This is a genomic window from Streptomyces sp. AC1-42W (assembly GCF_003248355.1).
Classification (GTDB): domain Bacteria; phylum Actinomycetota; class Actinomycetes; order Streptomycetales; family Streptomycetaceae; genus Streptomyces.
Genome location: NZ_QKWY01000001.1, coordinates 542,077 through 558,168 on the forward strand (window position 1 = coordinate 542,077; position 16,092 = coordinate 558,168).

A 16,092-nucleotide genomic window follows, 5' to 3' on the forward strand; every position below is an offset into this window, starting at 1 on the left:
GCACCACTCCCCACCCATCAGCCCGAACTCCGGAGGGATCGACATGTCGCACGAAGCACTCATCGCCGTCGGGGACCGTTTCGAGGACTTCCTGGCCAACCGGGGCACCGTCCCCGTCTCCGAGCTGATTGCCCGGCTGCGCGCCGGGGAACTGCCCGAGAGCCTGTCCGTCAGCATCGGTCAGGGCCTCAGCGCCGGCCAGCTCGCCGAGATACGCACCCTCGCCGCGGCGCACGGGTCCACCGTGTCGCTGGGCAAGGGCGGCGTTCCGGAACCGGCCGAGCGCCGGCTCACCCACAAGCACGACGCGAAGAACGTCCTCATCGGCCCGGTCGGCCAGATCGGGGAGAAGCGCTTCGTCGCGGATCTCGTCATCGACGAGCGGGTCGAGGTCCTTGAGGACCACCTCACGGGGCAGCACATCCCGGCGATCACCCTTCTGGAGGCTGCCCGCCAACTGTGGACAGTGGTCACTGAACAGTTCTTCGTCACCGGACCCGAGCGCACCCGTTTCGTCATCAGCGCGGTCAGCTCCGAGTTCCACAGCTTCGTCTTCCCGCTGCCCGCGACCGCCCAGTACGAGTTGCTGGAGCACAGACGCGGCCCGGTCGGATCGGTCTTCCGGTGCCGGGTCGGCTTCTTCCACGGCGAGAAGCCGGCCAGCTCGGTGGAGGCCGAGTACCGGGTCATTCCGGAGCGGTTCTCCGTCAAGCAGGAGAAGCTCGCCGCCCGCCAGGCCGTCGTCAGCGAGCTGACCCGGCTCCGCGAGCAGTCCGCCCCCGCGGTCAGCGCCGAACGCGCCGCCGCCTGACATCCATAAGCGCATCCTCTCGAAACGCGACGGAAGGAGCGGGAACATGCTGTGGGCGATCCACTGCGTCGACGCACCGGGCAGCGCGGAGCTGCGCGCCGCCCAGCGCCCGGCCCACTCGGCGCGGCTGCGCGCCGCGAGCGTACGGCCCGTGTTGTACGGGCCGCTGACGGCCGAGGACGGCACCACCGCGGTCGGCAGCCTGATCGTGATCGAGGCCGCCGACCGGGCCGAGGCGGAGGAGTTCGCCACCGGCGACCCGTTCGCCGTGTCCGGGGTATGGGAACGCGTCGACGTCCGGGCGTTCGTTCCCTCGGAGCGGTCCCCGGTCCGGATCGGGACAGACACGCCATGATGGTCCGCCGGCTCCCGCCCGGAGTGGACGGCCGGGACTTCACCCGAGCCCTGGCCGCCTTCCGGGTGGCCCTGGGCAGGCAGTGGGTCCTGACCGAGGGCGCGGTCGGGCTGCCGGGCTACGCGGACCCACAACCCGTGCTGGACGACGGCCACTTCAGCGCCTCCGCCGCTCTGATGCCCGGGACCGTCGAGGACGTCCGGGCGGTGGTCCGGATCGCCGGAGCCTTCGGGGTGCCGCTCTCGCCGGTGCTGCCGGGGCGCGACCCCGGCTTCGGCGGCCCGGCGCCCCGGCTGCCGGGGGCCGTCGCCGTCGACCTCGCCCGGCTGAACCGGGTCGTCGGGGTGGACCCGGCCGGCGGCTACGCGGTCGTCGAGCCGGGCGTCACCTTCCAGGACCTGGCCGACCGGCTTGCCGGGCTCGCCCCGGAACACCGCGTGACCGCGGAGCTCCGGGGCCCGCGATGGGCGAGCGTCGTCGGAGAGGCGCTGGAGCGATCCACCGGCGGTGCCGGGTACGAGGGAGCCGACACCGGCCCGTACGGTATGGAGATCGTCCTCGCGGACGGCGACGTCGTACGCACGGGCATGGCCGCCCTGACCGGTGCAGGATCCGGGCCCTGGACGCCGTACGGCTGCGGACCGGCCCTCGGGCCCATGTTCGCCCGGTCGGCGTTCGGGATCGTCACCAAGCTCGGGGTACGGCTGGGCCTCGAACCCGCCGCCCGCCGGGCGTACGCGGTCGCCCTGCCCCGCGAGGACGACCTCGGGCCCCTGGTGGACGCGCTGCGCCCACTGCTGGCGGACCGCACCGTAACCGGCACCCTCACCGTCCGCAGTGTGCTCCTGCAGGCGGCGGCCGGGGGCCGGACTGTGCACGGGACAGGCCCCGGACCGCTGCCCGACAGCGCGGTCCGCGCTCTGAGGGCGGACCTGGGCATCGGCTACTGGAACCTCTACGGGGAACTGGCCGGGGCGCCCGCCGTGATGGACGCGCAGTGGTCCGTCGTCCGGGACGCGCTGGCCGCGGTCCCCGGCGCCCGGTTCCGCGGCGCCGGGGACGGGCTCGACCGCGTACCGGTGGCGGACGAGCCCGACCGCTGGCTGCCCAACGGAGGCCGGCTCGACCTCACCCCCGTCTCGCCCACGACCGGTGAGGACGCCCTCGCCCAGTACGCGCTTGCCCGCGACCACGCCCACGCGTACGGCAAGGACTACCTGGGCGCGTTCGCGGTCGGCGTCCGCGAGCTGCACCACCGCTTCACGGCGGTGTTCGACACGCTCGACCCGGACGACCGCGCGCTCACCCTGGAGCTGTGCCGGGCCCTGATCCGGGCGGCAGCGGCGGCCGGTTACGGAGTACAGCGCGCCCATCCGGTGCTCATGGACCAAGTCGCCGAAACGTACGGCTTCAACGACCACGCCGTGCGCAGGCTCGGTGAACGCATCAAGGACGCACTCGACGCAGAGGGCATCCTCGCCCCCGGCAAGCACGGAATCTGGCCGCGCCGCTACCGCGGCCTCGGCCTCTGACCCGCGGAAATAGGGAGTCGAACCGTGGATACCCAGACCTTGGCAGAGCTGGAGCAGGAGTTCGCGGCCCCCGCCGCGCTCCTCTCGCTCCGCACCCGCACCGCCGAACTGAACGGCCTGCACGCCGCCGTGGAGGCCGGGGGAGCCGTAGCCACCGAACGCCAGCACGCCAAGGGCAAGCTCACCGCCCGCGAACGCATCGACCTCCTCCTCGACCCGGACACCTTCCAGGAGGTCGAGCCGCTGCGCCGGCACCGCGCGACCGGCTTCGGCCTGGAGAGCCGCCGTCCGCACACCGACGGCGTCGTCGGCGGCTGGGGCACCGTCGAGGGCCGCACGGTCTTCGTCTACGCCCATGACTTCCGGATCTTCGGCGGTGCCTTGGGCGAGGCGCACGCCGCGAAGATCCACAAGGTGATGGACCTCGCCCTCGCCGCCGGGGCCCCGCTCGTCTCGCTCAACGACGGTGCCGGTGCCCGTATCCAGGAAGGCGTCACCGCCCTCGCCGGCTACGGCGGCATATTCCAGCGCAACACCCGCGCCTCCGGGGTGATCCCGCAGATCAGCGTCATGCTCGGCCCCTGCGCGGGTGGCGCCGCATACAGCCCCGCCCTCACCGACTTCGTCTTCATGGTCCGCGACACCTCGCAGATGTTCATCACCGGACCCGACGTCATCGAGGCCGTCACCGGCGAGCAGGTCACACAGAACGGCCTCGGCGGCGCCGATGTCCACGCGGGCACGTCGGGCGTCGCGCATTTCGCGTACGACGACGAGGAGACCTGCCTGGAGGAGGTCCGCCATCTGCTCACCCTGCTCCCGGCCAACAGCACCGAGGAGCCGCCCGCCGTCCCCTGCGACGACCCCACCGACCGCTCCGGCGACAGCCTCCTCGATCTCGTCCCGGCCGACCCGCAGCGCCCGTACGACATGGGCCGGGTGGCCCGTGAACTGCTGGACGACGGCGACCTGATGGAGATCCACGAGCACTGGGCCGGCAACATTCTCTGTGCCCTCGGCCGGATCGACGGGCGCACGGTCGGCGTCGTCGCCAACCAGCCCCTGGTGCTCGCAGGCGTGCTCGACATCCACGCCTCGGAGAAGGCCGCACGCTTCGTGCAGCTCTGCGACGCCTTCAACATCCCGCTGGTCACGCTGGTCGATGTGCCCGGTTTCCTGCCCGGCGTGGACCAGGAGCACGGCGGCATCATCCGACACGGCGCGAAGCTCCTCTACGCGTACTGCAACGCGACCGTGCCCCGCGTTCAGGTGATCCTGCGCAAGGCGTACGGCGGTGCCTACATCGTCATGGACTCCCGCTCCATCGGCACCGACCTCTCCTACGCCTGGCCGGCCAACGAGATCGCCGTCATGGGCGCGGAGGGCGCCGCCAACGTCATCTTCCGCCGCCGGATCGCGGCCTCCGACGACCCGGAGGCCACCCGGCGGCAACTGGTCAAGGAGTACAAGGCGGAGCTGATGCACCCGTACTACGCGGCCGAGCGCGGGCTCGTGGACGACGTCATCGACCCGGCGCGCACCCGCTCCGTCCTCGCGGCCGGGCTCGCCATGCTCCGCACGAAGACGGTGGCGCTCCCGCACCGCAAGCACGGGAACCAGCCGGCATGAACATCCGACTCCTGTCCGGAGACCCCACGCCCGAGGAACTGGCCGCCGTCCTCACCGTCCTGCACGCCCTGGCCCGCCACCGCGCCGCCGACCTTCCGGCCGATGTGATCCACCCGGCCCCCTGGTCCCGCACGGGCCACCGCCTGCGCCCCGGCACACGGCGCCCGGCCGGCTGGGCGACACGATGACGGCCGCTTTCCTCCACCCGGCCATGCGGCGTTCTTACGCTGGGCGAGAGCTGACGAAACCAAGGGTGGTGAGCCCCTCGCTCCGGCAGATCCGGTCGGACGCGCCGCCGATCCCGGTCTGGAGCAACTGGTAGGCCGCGCCGTGTGTGTGGCCCCAGTGCATGGCGGCGCGCCACACCAGGCGGCCCAGCCCGCGGCCCCGCGCGTCGGGCAGGACGGCGAAGTACTGCGGCATCAACTGGGCCGCCCCCGTGGGGTCGGGCCGGATCTCCATGGGCCCGATCGCGCCGACCACGCGGTTGCCCAGGACCGCGGTGAGGACCGGTCCGCAACGTCCGGCCCGCATCCGCCGGTCGAGAAAGGCGAATCCGTCGGCCGCCATGGCCTGGGCGAAGGCGCCGAAGGTCCGGCGTACGGGGGCGGGCCAGTCGTCGAGCGGGCGCACGGGACCGTCCGGCGCGGGGCAGTGGCGCACGGTGAAGTCCTGGAGCTGGATGCGGACGCCGTGCGGGGGCGGCGCCTCCGGGCCCAGCGGCCGGACGACGCGAGCCGTGGCGGCCCCGTGGCCGGCGGCGAGTTTCGCGGCCAGCTCGGCGGCCTGCTCCAGGACGTCCCGGCGATGGCCGTAGGCGAAGACCCTGACGGCCCCTCGGCCGCGTGCCGCCAGAGTGGGGACGAGCGTGTGGTCGCGGTGGTGCACCACGTCCCCGGCAAGGACGGCCTCCTGCTTCTCCGGGCCCCAGCGGCGGTCCTTGTCGTACGGCAGGAAATGCTGGCCTGCGGCTGCCGCGACGAGGGTGGCCTCGAACAGGTCGACGGTCAGGGCATGCGGATGAACGGGCCCGAGGGTGGGCACGACCGGTGCGGTGAGCGCAGGCCGCAGCCATTCCCAACGAAAGAACATACGGACACCTCACCGCTGGACGTAGAGGTGTTCCGGCCCGTCGGCGGGGACGGGCCGGAACACGGCCGGGCCGGATGGAGCTAATGGGGGTTGTCGTCCCCCGCGTCGCAGGAGCACTCCGCGCTCTCGACGACGTCGTCCAGGTCCGAGACGAGTGTGACGGCGGCCGAGGCCACCGGGGGCGCGGCGCGGCGGGCACTACTGGGCGAACCGGTCAGGATCTGCACCGGTACGGGTCCGGTCATGAGGTCACCTTCTCCTTTTCTCCGTGCTGGCAGTAGCTGTGCAGCGGCGCCTTCGCCTTCTGGTAGTGCTTGGCCAGAGGGCGGCAGACCCGGCATGTGCCGGACAGGGCGCAGCCCTCGCACCCTCCGGTGCGAAGCATCAGACGGTCGGCGATCGCGCCGAGCCGTCGCAGTCCTTCGATGCCTTCGGCCATGAGGTCGATCCGGTCGTCGCGGCCGACCTTGCAGATCGACACCTTGGCGTGAGGGTCGGCGTGGAAAAAGGTGTGGCCGGCATTGCATCCGGCGAACGGCTTGCGTCGGCGCAGGTGTTCGGCCGACTGGGCGAGGAGCGGCTCCCCGCCGCCGTAGATGGTGGGCGTCATGTTCGTGTACGCGTGGTTCTCGACGTCCCACTCGCTTGCGAGCGCAGTCATCGCATCGGCCTCGGAAGCGTTGTCCTCGGTCACCACGACGTTGATACGCAGTGGCAGGCCGGCCTCCCGCGCAGCATCCATGCCCCGCCGGAACGCCTTCCACGCGCCGCGCCGCTGGGTGAGCGCGTCGAAGGACGTCTCGCTCGCACCGTACATGCTGACGACGAGCCGATACGGCGGGCAGTCACGGAACAGGTCGAGGAGGTCCGGCCGCCACAGCAGCGAGCCGTTGGTCGAGACGGTGAGCATCATCCCGGACAGCCAGGCGTATCGGTAGGCGTCCTGGAAATGCGGGTCCATGGTCGGTTCGCCGCCGGTGATCTGGAGCCAGAGGACGCCGGCCTCGCGCATGATGTCCAGCAACCGCACCTTGTCCTCCCAAGGGAGGCCGGAGAAGGGGCGTTCACCGAGATAGCAGTGCTTGCAGCCGAAGTTGCAGCCGAGGTTGATCTCCCAAGAGGCCCGGCAGTAGCCGTAGGGGGACGGCTCGCGGACCAGGACGGTGCCCTGCGCGGGCAGCCCGGCCACGTCCACGCCCCAGCTTGCCCACGCGGTGTCGGACAGCCAGCCCGGCACGACCTGGTCAGCCACAGCAGCGTCCCGGAGCTGCTCATAGTGATCGGCAGGGATGCGAGCCCCCGCGCGGGCACCGGGCTTGAGGAGTAGGTGCCCGTCAAGGAACGGGGAAGCGATCAGAGCATGGGCCATCAGTGGCCCTCCTTCCGGACCGGGAAACGTGCCGGGACGCGCCGCCGGACGCATGACAAGTTCTCGGATTGCGTGTCCGTGCGGCCATGACCAGGACCGTAAGGAATCCGATGGCGCGCCCGCGCGCCGATTGGGCCGGATTGCGTGAGCCTCCGCAGGGTTGGGGCTGATTGCTCACACGAGGTCGAGCGACGCCCGTGCGCGAGCGATGAGCCGATGCGCCGGCGCCCCGTACACCGCGCCCTCGTCGAGCCCGTCCCACACCCGGCCGTACAGGGCGACGTCCTCGGCCGATTCCAACGTGTACTCCGTGTTGATCGTTTCGACGACGACTCTCTCCTCGTCGAACATCCAGAAACCGTGCTTCGGGCTGAGCTTGAGCCGCACGCCGAACGGCACAATGCCAAGCCCGACCGTGCTCATGCCGATCAGCCCGACGAGCCGGTCGAGCTGCCCCGCCATCACGTCCGGCGGACACACCAGGGCGTGAAGCACTCCCTCCCAGATCAGGACCCGGAATGTCTTACCCGGCTCGTACAGCACCTCTTGCCGCTTCATACGCGCCCGGACAGCCTCGTCCGTATCCCGTGGCGAATGCATCAACTCGGCGTTTCCCACGAGCAAATGGCGAGCGTACTCCGGAGTCTGAAACAACCCCGGGATCACGGTCGCCTCGTAGCCGCGCACCGTCGACGTACGTCGGTACTCGGCCACGTACCGATCCTGCACACTCCGGTGCCCGGACGAGAGCTGCCGCCGCCACGATCGGTGCTGCGACTCCAGCCCCCGCAACCGACTCTTCAGGTCGGCGGCCTCGGCCGGCGATCCCACGGCCGCGGCCCACGCTTCGAGATCCGCAGGCGTCGCCGTCTGCTTCCCGTTTTCCAGCCGCGACACCTTCGACCGCTGCCAGCCGAGCAGCGCGGCCACGCCCTTCCCGTCGAACCCGGCCTCGGCGCGCAGCTCACGCAGCCGCGCGCCGAGCGCCTCACGGGCCGTCTGGAAGTCGGTGCTCACGTGGACGAACGTACCCGTGCCCACGCCTCCGCCGCAGGCACCGCGAAATGCCAGGCAGCATCCCGTGCCCGACACGTGGCCAGCACCTCCACGGGGTCCTCGGTCACCTCGACACCGACCGTCGTGTCGGTGTCGTCGATGTGAAACCGGACCAGCACCCGGGAGTCGAACAACCACAGGTCGAAGTCAGGCAGTCCGAGCCGCTTCGCCCCGGCCCGAGGCAACACCCGGATGTCCTCCCCGGACTCGATGTTGCCGCGCGCGGTCGCCATGAGGAACAGCTGCCCATCCGTCGGCGGATCGTCGACCACCCGGACCCGCGAGAACCGCTTCCCCGCCGCTGTCTGTGCCCGCACATTCACATTCCACGAGTGCCCCGGCTCCACCTCCGGCAATACCCCCCGTACGAACGCCTTGAACCGCTCGCCCTCCCGGTCCGACGCATACCCCCGGCGCGTCTCCAACCGCCATGCCGTGTGCTCGAAATCCGTGAACAGGTGGGCGATCTCGTCGAAAGAGACCAGGCCAGGCACGCGCTACTCCTTCACCTGCGGCTCGTCATCGCTCGGTGCGAACCGCGTCAGTAATTCCCGCGGCACGCGCACGAACGTCTCGCTCGGCTTCACGTCCCGAAGCTGCGCGAGATGCTCGGGGTCCGTCTCGATCTCGCCCTGTACGAGGATCTCGCCCGTCTCGACGACCTCGTACAGCGTGGGGCAGTTGCCGTGCTCCGACGTCGTACCGATGAACCTGAGTGTCATCTGTCCGCCTCCGTCCTGGCTGATGAGAGACCCAGAATGTTTCGGATCGCGCACGCCTGCACAAGGATTGCGGGAGATTGCGCGTGCCGCCCGGCCGCGAACTCGTTGCGCGCAATCCGCCTGAGAGTGAGCACGGTAGTTGTCGTCTGCGGCTCTGTTCAGAGGACAGGGGCCGTTGCATGATCGTGTTTCGTCCGGTGTGCTGTGCCGGCCCGTCTTTGGTTGGGGACATCCCGGTTCGGGCGAGGGTGGACGCAGCACAGACACGGTCTCAGCCTCGATCCACCGCGTGAATTCTGATCTTCGGTATCGGGCGGGCTCGGGGTGATCTTTCGGGGTGCGGGCAGCGCGATGGGCCGGGTGGCCGTCCGGTGCGGGGTCTCCGAGGTTCTTCCAGGTCGTGGGCGGTCAGGTCGAGCGTGTGGTTCAGGTGAGCATGCGCTGGCCGGTGGCTGTCCACAGGTCGGTGAAGTCGTCGGCCCGGCGCCAGCGTTCGGGCAGGTGGAGGGTGACGCGGCGGGCGCCGGTGGCGATCCGGGCGGGGATGTTGATCAGGTGGCGTCGGATGGTGCCGGTCCTCGCCCTGGCGTGGAAGGCGGAGGCGAGGTGGCCGCTGGCGCGGGTGAGGTTGTAGGCGGTGGCTGTGAGGGTGAGCCAGGCGGCGTTCGCGGTGAACTTCCCCGACGGCAGGTGGGCGAGCGCGGAGTTTTCCAGGTCGGCGAAGACCTGCTCGATGACGGCGTGTTCGCGGTGCATGGGTTCGGCCTGGGCCAGGACGAAGGGGCTGTCGGTGAAGATGACGTGGTGACGCCAGACGCCGAAGAGCTGGGCCTGCCCCTCGGGCACGCTCTTGGGGTTCAGGCGCTTCACCCGGCGCACGATCAGCCGGGCGGTGGTGTGGAACGCCTTCTTCTTGCTGGTGAACGCGGTGAAGGGGACCTCGGCGATCTCCGCGTCGGAGATCCAGCGTTCCTCGTCGGCGTCCCAGACGGCGGCGGCGTACTTGATCGGTGTCCAGGCGTCCTCGGGAACGGTGGCGATGGCCTCGCGGATCTTCTTCCTGACCGCGACCGCGAGCGAGAACCGTGCGCCGGCCTTGCGGCAGACGTCGACGACCTTGTGGGAGAAGTACGCGGAGTCGGCGCGGACGATGATCTGTGCGGTGATGCCCATCGCCCGCACCACCGCAAGGGCCTCGCGCAGCAGACTTGCCGCACCCTTGCCGGAACCCGCCGAGCCCTTGCGCAGCCTGGTGGCCACGATCACCGGCGCGCAGGTGCCCGTCTTGACGGTGACGATCTGGAAGTGCAGGCCGCGCTGTTTGGTGTAGCCGAAGGAGGCGCCCTGCTTGGCCGGGCCGTAGACCTGCTTGACCTTGGAGTCGATGTCGACGAACACCACCTCGTCCGCGGTGGGGACCAGGCCGGTGTGCGCGGCGAGATTGCACGTGAACGCCCGGGCGGCGGACTCCAGTTGGCGTACGTGCCCCCAGGTGAACGCGCGCAGGAACGTGCCCAGCGTGGACGGGGCACGCACCCCGCCGAACAACCGGGCCAGCCCACCATGACGCAGCACATCCAGGTCATCGATGCTGTCCGCCCCGGCCACCATCCCGCCCACGATCGACAGCGCCTTCGCGTCGGCGGCCGTCCCGGCACCGTTCTTGGCGCCGGTGAGCTTCACCTTCTCGGCCACCAGGGCGGGCAGGCCGCACCGCTCGGCCAGCCGGATCGTGGGGATGAGCCCGGCATGCGCGATCAGGTCGGGGTCGTCGAACGCGGCGAACAGCGCCGCCGGACTGTGGAAGACTTTCACTTACGAGGTGCCTTGCTTCGTGGGACTGATGAGAGCCTAGGAACTCCCATCATCCCAGGTCAGCAGGCACCTCTTCTTATTTCCTCGTCCACAGACCCACTATCGCGCGGTGGATCCAGGCTCAGGCCTCCGGCCGGCGACCCCACGCCTTCGCTGTAGCAGCCGGGAGTTGAACAACCACAGGCCGAAGTCAGGCCGTCCCCGCTGCTTCGCCCCGGCCCGCACATGCACAGCCCCTTGAAGTTTTGTACAGGTCTGGCCGATCACTTGGGCCGGAGCAGGCGCGCGCCCCGCCGGCCGTAGTGGCCGGCGGGGCGCGTGGCGGTTGTGGGTTACGCGTGGTTCTTGGCGTACTTCACGAGGGCGGTGAAGCCGGTGGGGGAGAGGGTCAGGTGCGGGCCGTTGGGGGCCTTGCTGTCGCGGACGAGGAACTCACCCGTGGCGACGGCATGTTCGGGCGCCCACTGGATGCACTGGCCACCCTGGGCGTCGCTGTAGGTGCTGCTGACCCAACGCACGTCACGCGGGTCCGGGGTGCTGCTCATTCGCGTGGTCCTCCATGATCGAGTGAATAAGGCGCAGTGACCGGGCCTCCGACTCGGCCGAAGCGCGAAGCTGCTCGTACGTGGCCGTCCACTCCTGCACGGCCGCCGTGGAGTCGTTCACACGCCCCTGCCCTGTCGTCTCCGAGTACAGGACTGTTGCCCCATCGGCTTGCGTAAGCATGGTAAACGGGAGCCCGGACGCGGGAGCACCCGCTGTGAACGGCAGTACTTGCAGGGAGATATGGGGCTCGGCCGCCATTTCGATCAGATGCGCCAGCTGACCCGCCATGACGGTGGAACTGCCGACGACCGTACGGAGTGCGGACTCGTGCAGGATCACCCACAGAAGGGGCGGATTCTCACGTTCCAGTATTTCCTGACGGCGCAGCCGGATCTCGACCCTGTGCTTGATCTGAGCGTCCGTCTCGCGTGGATGCCCCGCCCGGTAGACGGCCTCGGCGTACTCCGGGGTCTGCAACGCACCCATGATGAAGGCGTTTGAATAGTCCTCGACCTTCGCCGCCGTCTTCTCCAGCTGGATGTACGGGATGAACCACTCGGGGTGACCGAGCTTGCTCAGCTTGGCGCGGAGGCGCTTGTACGTGCCCGGCGTGCCCGCCACGCGGTCCATCGCCTGCGCGAACGCCTCCGAGGCCAGCATGACCCCGTTCTCCACCTTGCTGACCTGCGCCTGCTGGTAGTGGAGCCGGTCCGCGAGCCCCGTTTGCGACAGCGACAGGGCCTCCCGTAACGCCCTGACCTCCTCGCCGAAGAACGCCGCGCCATTCGCGGGTTCGCAGTCCTGGTCCACAGGTTCGCTCACTTGTTCAACTCCCAACCATTCACCGGGCGTTGGAATCGCCGTAGACCTGTTGAGCGTACGCGTTCCGGCGTCATGGTGTGAGTAATTGGTAACAGAGAGCACGCGGCGCACACGGAGCGCAGCGGGCGCAACGAGGGCGTACGGGAGAGACGGCATGGCAACGAACGACTGGCAGCGGATGGCGGACGAGAAGGTCGCGGAGGCCGAGCGGGCGCGCGACGAGCTGCGCGAGGCGCTGGGCGAGGCGGGGCTGAAGCTGCCGTCGCTGGGGATCGACGCCATCTCGTGCGCCGGGCCGAACCCGTCGGCGCTGATCGATCTGGGGCGGTGCAACGTGGTCACGGCCCGTGCGCTGGCCGTGGCACTCCGGTCGGGCGGCGCGGTGTGATGTTCCCTCCGGCCGTCGAGCGCCCCTGGCGCGACGCGTGGCCCCTGGCCGCACAGGCCGGCGACGGGAACGCGTGGGTGACGGGCACGTGCTGGCTGTACTGCCGGCGTGAGGAGGTCGCGGTGCTGTGGGTCGGCGCCGTGGCCACGCCGGGCGCGACGGGCGACGTCTACGCCTGCGGCCCGTGCGTCGCGGAACTGGCCCGCATGGTCCGCCTCCAGGCCCATGTCCGGGACGGCATCGCGGCCCCGGCCGCCGCGCCCCGCCGACGCCACGCGACAACGGTGGTCGGAGCCTGCGAGCACCGGCGGATCGAACCCCGCGAGGGCAAGACCCACTGCGGTGAGTGCGGCCGCCAGTTGTATCTGTGACCCGTACGGGCCCCCGGTCCGCCGCTACCGGCCGCTCAGGGCGGTGACCAGGTCCGTCGCTTCGGGGATCAGGGCCGTTTCGGACGGGGACATCATCGGGTTGAGCGTGCGGCGGGTGGCCGCTTCGGCGAGGTGGTGGGCGGGGAGGCCGTCGTCGGCGGCCAGGCGCGGGACCAGCGCGGTCACCAGCAGCCGCGCGCCGTCCGCCGCAGGGTTCGCCGGGTCCACGGCGACCTGGGCCAGGACCAGCGCCGACATCGCCCGGTCCAGGGCGGGCGCCCCCTCCTCGGTGTTGCTCCAGTCGATCACCACGGGCCCGTCCGCCGTCAGCATCACGTTGTCCGGGTGCAGGTCCAGGTGCAGGACGCGGTCGTCCGGGTCGGGCGAGAGGCGGGCCGGGACGGTGTGCAGCTCGGCGAGGAGACCGGCCAGCAGTTCGGCGCCCTCCTCGGCGCCGACGTCCCCGGACATCAGGGACTCCAGCATCGTCGGCCCGTACAGCCGCTGGAGGACCAGATCGCCGGGCCCGGCGGACGGCGGCTGCGGGCCGAGGCGGGGCACCGGATAGCCGGAGGCCGACAGATAGGACATCACGGGGAGTTCGCGGGCGGCGTCCATACCGTCGCGGTAACGCCGCAGCACCCATGCCTCGTCCAGCTCGTACACATCCGCGTTGCGTCCGCTGCCCAGCAGTTGGCCTATGTGCATGAAGGGAACCTACTCGGGCTCCGGGCAGGAGGGGAGGCCGGGCCCGGCGGGCCGCCGGGGCGCGGCTCGCGGGGGCCCCATAACGCGATGCGATGGGGAGGACGGGATCTCCTGAAGATGACGTGTACGCGGCTACCTTGGCGGCGAATTCCCCCGCACTGCTTCCCCCCGAAGCGATCCCCAGAACAAGGAGAGTTCCGTGGAGAGATCCATGCTCCGCAGACGGGCCCTGGCCGCGTGTACCGCCACCGTGGCCGTCGGCGCGCTCGCGATCGCCGGTCTGACCGGCACCGCGTCCGCCGATCCCGCCCCCCACGCCCCCACCGACGCGGCGGACTCCGCCCAACTCTCACCGGGTCTGCTCAAGGCCATGCAGCGGGACCTCGGACTGACCGCGTCCGAGGCCCGCAGCCGCATAGCCAACGAGGCGCAGGCCACCGCCGTCACCGCCGGGCTGAAGTACTCCCTCGGGGACAACTTCGCCGGTGCCCGCGTCTCCGGTGACACGGCCAAGCTGACCGTGTCCACCACCAGCGCCGCGGACGCCGCCCGCATCGCGAAGACCGGCGCCCGCGCCGAGGTCGTCGACCACAGCCTGGCGGAGCTGAACACCGCCAAGGCCGCCCTGGACCGGGTCGCACTGCGCAAGGCCCCCAAGAACGTCCCGTCCTGGTACGTGGACGTCAGCACCAACCGGGTCGTCGTCCAGGCCGGCAAGACCGCCGCCGCCGAGGCGTTCCTCGCCAAGGCCGGGGTGGACCGCGCCCTGGTGAAGATCGCGCACTCCACCGAGCAGCCCCGCACCTTCGCGGACCTGCGCGGCGGCGACGCGTACTACATGAACGGCTCCGGCCGCTGCTCCATCGGCTTCCCCGTCAAGCGCGGCACCCAGAGCGGCTTCGTCAGCGCCGGGCACTGCGGCCGCCCCGGCACCAGCACGAGCGGCTACAACCAGCAGGCCCAGGGCTCCTTCCAGGGCTCGACGTTCCCCGGCCGCGACTACTCCTGGGTCGCCACCAACTCCAACTGGACCCCGCGTCCCCTGGTGAACGGCTACGGCAACGCCGACGTCACGGTCACCGGCTCCACCGAGGCGATCGAGGGCCAGTCCGTCTGCCGCTCGGGCTCCACGACCGGCTGGCACTGCGGCACCATCCAGCAGCGCAACAGCAGCGTCACCTACCAGGAGGGCACCGTCTCCGGCGTGACCCGGACCAACGTGTGCGCCGAACCCGGTGACTCCGGCGGTTCGTTCATCTCCGGCAGCCAGGCGCAGGGCGTCACCTCCGGTGGCACCGGCAACTGCTCGCAGGGCGGTGTGACGTACTTCCAGCCCATCAACGCCGCGCTCCAGGCGTACGGCGTGACCCTGGTGACCAACGGCGGCCCCACCACGCCGCCGCCGGACCCGACCGACCCGCCGAACCCCGGCGGCACCTGGGCGGCCGGCACCAACTACGCGGCCGGTGACGTCGTGACGTACGGCTCGGCGAGCTACCGCTGCCTCCAGGGCCACCTGGCGCAGCCCGGCTGGACCCCGCCGAACGTTCCGGCCCTCTGGCAGGCGCTGTAACACCCGCTTCCGCGTCGCAGGTGCTGTGACACCGGCCCTGCGACGCGGGCGACAACCCCTCATTACCGGCCCACCCTCTCCGGATCGAGGAGCGGGGCCCGGAGCAGCGTCGCTCCGGGCCCCCCGCACCGCGCACGTGCCCCTTCCCCACCGTCCCGAGGAGACCGTCAGCCATGTCCCCCGAGCCCAACGAATCCATCGAACCGGCAGCCGCCGAAGCCGCAGGCGGCCCGGCCATCAGCCGGAAGTCCCTGCTCAAGGCCGCGCTCGTGGCCACCGCCGTGCCGCTGTTCGCGGGCGGTGGGGTCGCCCTCGCCCGCGACGCCGGCAAGAGCGGCGAGCTGCTCGCCCCCACGCCGGACTGCGACGACGGCGACGAGCCGACGCACGACCAGATGGAGGGCCCGTACTTCAAGCCCAACTCGCCCCTCCGCACCAGCCTGGTGACCTCCTCGACGCCCGGCGTCCCGCTGACCGTCAGCGGCTACGTCTTCGGCCGTGAGTGCCGCCCCATCCCCGGCGTGCTGCTCGACTTCTGGCAGGCCGACGACAACGGCGAGTACGACATGAGCGGGTACAACTTCCGCGGTCACCAGTTCACCGACCAGAGCGGCGCGTTCTCCCTGACCACGATCGTGCCGGGCCTGTACCCGGGCCGCACCCGCCACATCCACGTCAAGGCGCAGGCGCCGGGCTCCGGCATCCTCACCACCCAGCTGTACTTCCCGGGCGAGCCGCGCAACGGCACCGACATGCTGTACGACCCCGCGCTGCTCATGAACGTCCGGACGGCCGGCTCCGGCAAGCAGGGCAGTTTCGACTTCGTCCTCAACGTCGCCCAGCAGCCGGACCCGACCGACCCGCCGGACCCGACCGACCCGCCGACCGGCGGTACCTGGGCGGCCGGGACGGCCTACACCGCGGGAGACCGCGTCACATACGGCGGGGTCGCGTACCGCTGTCTGCAGGCTCACACCGCTCTGACCGGCTGGGAGCCGCCGAATGTCCCCGCGTTGTGGGAACGCGGGTAGACGAGCAGACCGGCCGAGCGGCCGTAACCGCCGCGCCCCCGCGCCTCCGGGCTCTCTCCCCGGAGGCGCGGCGGGCGCACGGCCCGGACCGGAGGGGGTTCGGTTCGGGCCGCATCTCTTCTCCCTCCTCCCAGGGCCTGTATTGAGTTCCCCGTCTGCGCCCCGACGCCCGGCACGCACGCTCGCCGCACGGCGCCCCAGGACAGGTGGCTCCGCCACATGACCTGGACCGCCGCACACCGATCGCACGCACCGACCGCCGCCGCGCCCGC

At 70.9% G+C, this 16,092-nt stretch carries 19 protein-coding genes; 9 read left to right on the forward strand and 10 right to left on the reverse strand.

Annotated features, from left to right (window positions below; translation table 11 throughout):
• The first annotated feature begins 43 nt into the window (after positions 1-43).
• The 5 genes from DNK56_RS02460 to DNK56_RS02480 are packed head-to-tail and all read left to right on the forward strand — an operon-like array spanning position 44 to position 4,515.
• Positions 44-811 (forward strand): AfsA-related hotdog domain-containing protein, encoded by a 768-nt coding sequence (locus tag DNK56_RS02460; protein WP_111330061.1) that lies wholly within the window; start codon positions 44-46, stop codon positions 809-811.
• A 46-nt stretch (positions 812-857) separates the two neighbouring features.
• Entirely contained in the window at positions 858-1,166 is a 309-nt protein-coding gene (locus tag DNK56_RS02465) for a YciI family protein (protein WP_111330062.1), read from the forward strand.
• Positions 1,163-2,698, forward strand: a complete 1,536-nt coding sequence (locus tag DNK56_RS02470) for an FAD-binding oxidoreductase (protein WP_111330063.1) — start codon at positions 1,163-1,165, stop codon at positions 2,696-2,698. Before DNK56_RS02465 ends, DNK56_RS02470 begins: the two co-directional genes overlap by 4 nt.
• Before the next feature lie 48 nt (positions 2,699-2,746).
• Positions 2,747-4,327, forward strand: a complete 1,581-nt coding sequence (locus tag DNK56_RS02475) for an acyl-CoA carboxylase subunit beta (RefSeq protein ID WP_111335371.1) — start codon at positions 2,747-2,749, stop codon at positions 4,325-4,327.
• A complete protein-coding gene (locus DNK56_RS02480; RefSeq protein ID WP_111330064.1) occupies positions 4,324-4,515 on the forward strand; it encodes an acyl-CoA carboxylase subunit epsilon in 192 nt (63 codons plus the stop codon). Before DNK56_RS02475 ends, DNK56_RS02480 begins: the two co-directional genes overlap by 4 nt.
• Before the next feature lie 34 nt (positions 4,516-4,549).
• Here the strand turns inward: DNK56_RS02480 and DNK56_RS02485 are convergent, their stop codons facing one another.
• From DNK56_RS02485 to DNK56_RS02520, 9 genes are all read right to left on the reverse strand, one after another.
• On the reverse strand, positions 4,550-5,419 hold the full coding sequence (locus DNK56_RS02485) for a GNAT family N-acetyltransferase (protein WP_111330065.1): 870 nt from the start codon (positions 5,417-5,419) through the stop codon (positions 4,550-4,552).
• A gap of 80 nt (positions 5,420-5,499) precedes the next feature.
• Positions 5,500-5,664 carry a hypothetical protein gene (locus DNK56_RS35210; RefSeq protein WP_199563907.1) on the reverse strand — a complete coding sequence of 55 codons (165 nt, stop codon included), beginning with the start codon at positions 5,662-5,664 and terminating at the stop codon, positions 5,500-5,502.
• The gene (locus DNK56_RS02490; RefSeq protein WP_111330066.1) at positions 5,661-6,788 is read right to left on the reverse strand and encodes a radical SAM protein; all 1,128 of its coding nucleotides are present in this window, start codon (positions 6,786-6,788) and stop codon (positions 5,661-5,663) included. Before DNK56_RS02490 ends, DNK56_RS35210 begins: the two co-directional genes overlap by 4 nt.
• Positions 6,789-6,962: 174 nt before the next feature.
• A complete protein-coding gene (locus DNK56_RS02495; protein ID WP_111335373.1) occupies positions 6,963-7,805 on the reverse strand; it encodes a helix-turn-helix domain-containing protein in 843 nt (280 codons plus the stop codon).
• On the reverse strand, positions 7,802-8,338 hold the full coding sequence (locus DNK56_RS02500; RefSeq protein ID WP_111330067.1) for a DUF6879 family protein: 537 nt from the start codon (positions 8,336-8,338) through the stop codon (positions 7,802-7,804). Before DNK56_RS02500 ends, DNK56_RS02495 begins: the two co-directional genes overlap by 4 nt.
• 3 nt (positions 8,339-8,341) lie before the next feature.
• Positions 8,342-8,566, reverse strand: a complete 225-nt coding sequence (locus tag DNK56_RS02505) for a hypothetical protein (protein WP_111330068.1) — start codon at positions 8,564-8,566, stop codon at positions 8,342-8,344.
• A 426-nt stretch (positions 8,567-8,992) separates the two neighbouring features.
• A complete protein-coding gene (locus tag DNK56_RS02510) occupies positions 8,993-10,381 on the reverse strand; it encodes an IS1380 family transposase (RefSeq protein WP_111330069.1) in 1,389 nt (462 codons plus the stop codon).
• Positions 10,382-10,713: 332 nt separating this feature from the next.
• Positions 10,714-10,926, reverse strand: coding sequence for a DUF397 domain-containing protein (locus tag DNK56_RS02515; protein ID WP_111330070.1), 213 nt, complete (start codon positions 10,924-10,926; stop codon positions 10,714-10,716).
• Positions 10,901-11,749, reverse strand: a complete 849-nt coding sequence (locus DNK56_RS02520; RefSeq protein ID WP_241989729.1) for a helix-turn-helix domain-containing protein — start codon at positions 11,747-11,749, stop codon at positions 10,901-10,903. The genes DNK56_RS02515 and DNK56_RS02520 overlap by 26 nt, the downstream gene beginning before the upstream one ends.
• A gap of 154 nt (positions 11,750-11,903) precedes the next feature.
• Here DNK56_RS02520 and DNK56_RS02525 point away from each other — a divergent pair, with 154 nt between their 5' ends.
• Complete coding sequence (locus DNK56_RS02525; protein WP_111330072.1) at positions 11,904-12,137, forward strand: hypothetical protein; 234 nt, start codon at positions 11,904-11,906, stop codon at positions 12,135-12,137.
• Positions 12,137-12,508: a hypothetical protein gene (locus DNK56_RS02530; protein ID WP_199563906.1), complete on the forward strand. Its 372-nt coding sequence runs from the start codon at positions 12,137-12,139 to the stop codon at positions 12,506-12,508. The genes DNK56_RS02525 and DNK56_RS02530 overlap by 1 nt, the downstream gene beginning before the upstream one ends.
• Positions 12,509-12,532: 24 nt before the next feature.
• On the opposite strand, the gene DNK56_RS02535 is transcribed toward DNK56_RS02530, so the two are convergent.
• A complete protein-coding gene (locus DNK56_RS02535; RefSeq protein ID WP_111330073.1) occupies positions 12,533-13,216 on the reverse strand; it encodes a phosphotransferase in 684 nt (227 codons plus the stop codon).
• 199 nt (positions 13,217-13,415) lie between these two features.
• On the opposite strand from DNK56_RS02535, the gene DNK56_RS02540 reads away from it, so the two are divergent.
• Both DNK56_RS02540 and DNK56_RS02545 read left to right on the forward strand, forming a co-directional pair.
• Entirely contained in the window at positions 13,416-14,789 is a 1,374-nt protein-coding gene (locus tag DNK56_RS02540; protein ID WP_241989730.1) for an alpha-lytic protease prodomain-containing protein, read from the forward strand.
• 173 nt (positions 14,790-14,962) lie between these two features.
• Positions 14,963-15,820: a dioxygenase family protein gene (locus DNK56_RS02545; RefSeq protein ID WP_111330075.1), complete on the forward strand. Its 858-nt coding sequence runs from the start codon at positions 14,963-14,965 to the stop codon at positions 15,818-15,820.
• Positions 15,821-16,092: the final 272 nt, after the last annotated feature.

Excerpts from the sequence above, each read along its gene's own strand:
- DNK56_RS02535 (WP_111330073.1), bottom strand. The coding sequence starts at position 13,216 with ATGCACATAGGCCAACTGCTGGGCAGCGGACGCAACGCGGATGTGTAC.
- DNK56_RS02480 (WP_111330064.1), top strand. The coding sequence starts at position 4,324 with ATGAACATCCGACTCCTGTCCGGAGACCCCACGCCCGAGGAACTGGCC.
- DNK56_RS02525 (WP_111330072.1), top strand. The coding sequence starts at position 11,904 with ATGGCAACGAACGACTGGCAGCGGATGGCGGACGAGAAGGTCGCGGAG.
- DNK56_RS02460 (WP_111330061.1), top strand. The coding sequence starts at position 44 with ATGTCGCACGAAGCACTCATCGCCGTCGGGGACCGTTTCGAGGACTTC.
- DNK56_RS02515 (WP_111330070.1), bottom strand. The coding sequence starts at position 10,926 with ATGAGCAGCACCCCGGACCCGCGTGACGTGCGTTGGGTCAGCAGCACC.
- DNK56_RS02545 (WP_111330075.1), top strand. The coding sequence starts at position 14,963 with ATGTCCCCCGAGCCCAACGAATCCATCGAACCGGCAGCCGCCGAAGCC.
- DNK56_RS02470 (WP_111330063.1), top strand. The coding sequence starts at position 1,163 with ATGATGGTCCGCCGGCTCCCGCCCGGAGTGGACGGCCGGGACTTCACC.
- DNK56_RS02530 (WP_199563906.1), top strand. The coding sequence starts at position 12,137 with ATGTTCCCTCCGGCCGTCGAGCGCCCCTGGCGCGACGCGTGGCCCCTG.
- DNK56_RS02465 (WP_111330062.1), top strand. The coding sequence starts at position 858 with ATGCTGTGGGCGATCCACTGCGTCGACGCACCGGGCAGCGCGGAGCTG.
- DNK56_RS02485 (WP_111330065.1), bottom strand. The coding sequence starts at position 5,419 with ATGTTCTTTCGTTGGGAATGGCTGCGGCCTGCGCTCACCGCACCGGTC.
- DNK56_RS02505 (WP_111330068.1), bottom strand. The coding sequence starts at position 8,566 with ATGACACTCAGGTTCATCGGTACGACGTCGGAGCACGGCAACTGCCCC.
- DNK56_RS02490 (WP_111330066.1), bottom strand. The coding sequence starts at position 6,788 with ATGGCCCATGCTCTGATCGCTTCCCCGTTCCTTGACGGGCACCTACTC.
- DNK56_RS35210 (WP_199563907.1), bottom strand. The coding sequence starts at position 5,664 with ATGACCGGACCCGTACCGGTGCAGATCCTGACCGGTTCGCCCAGTAGT.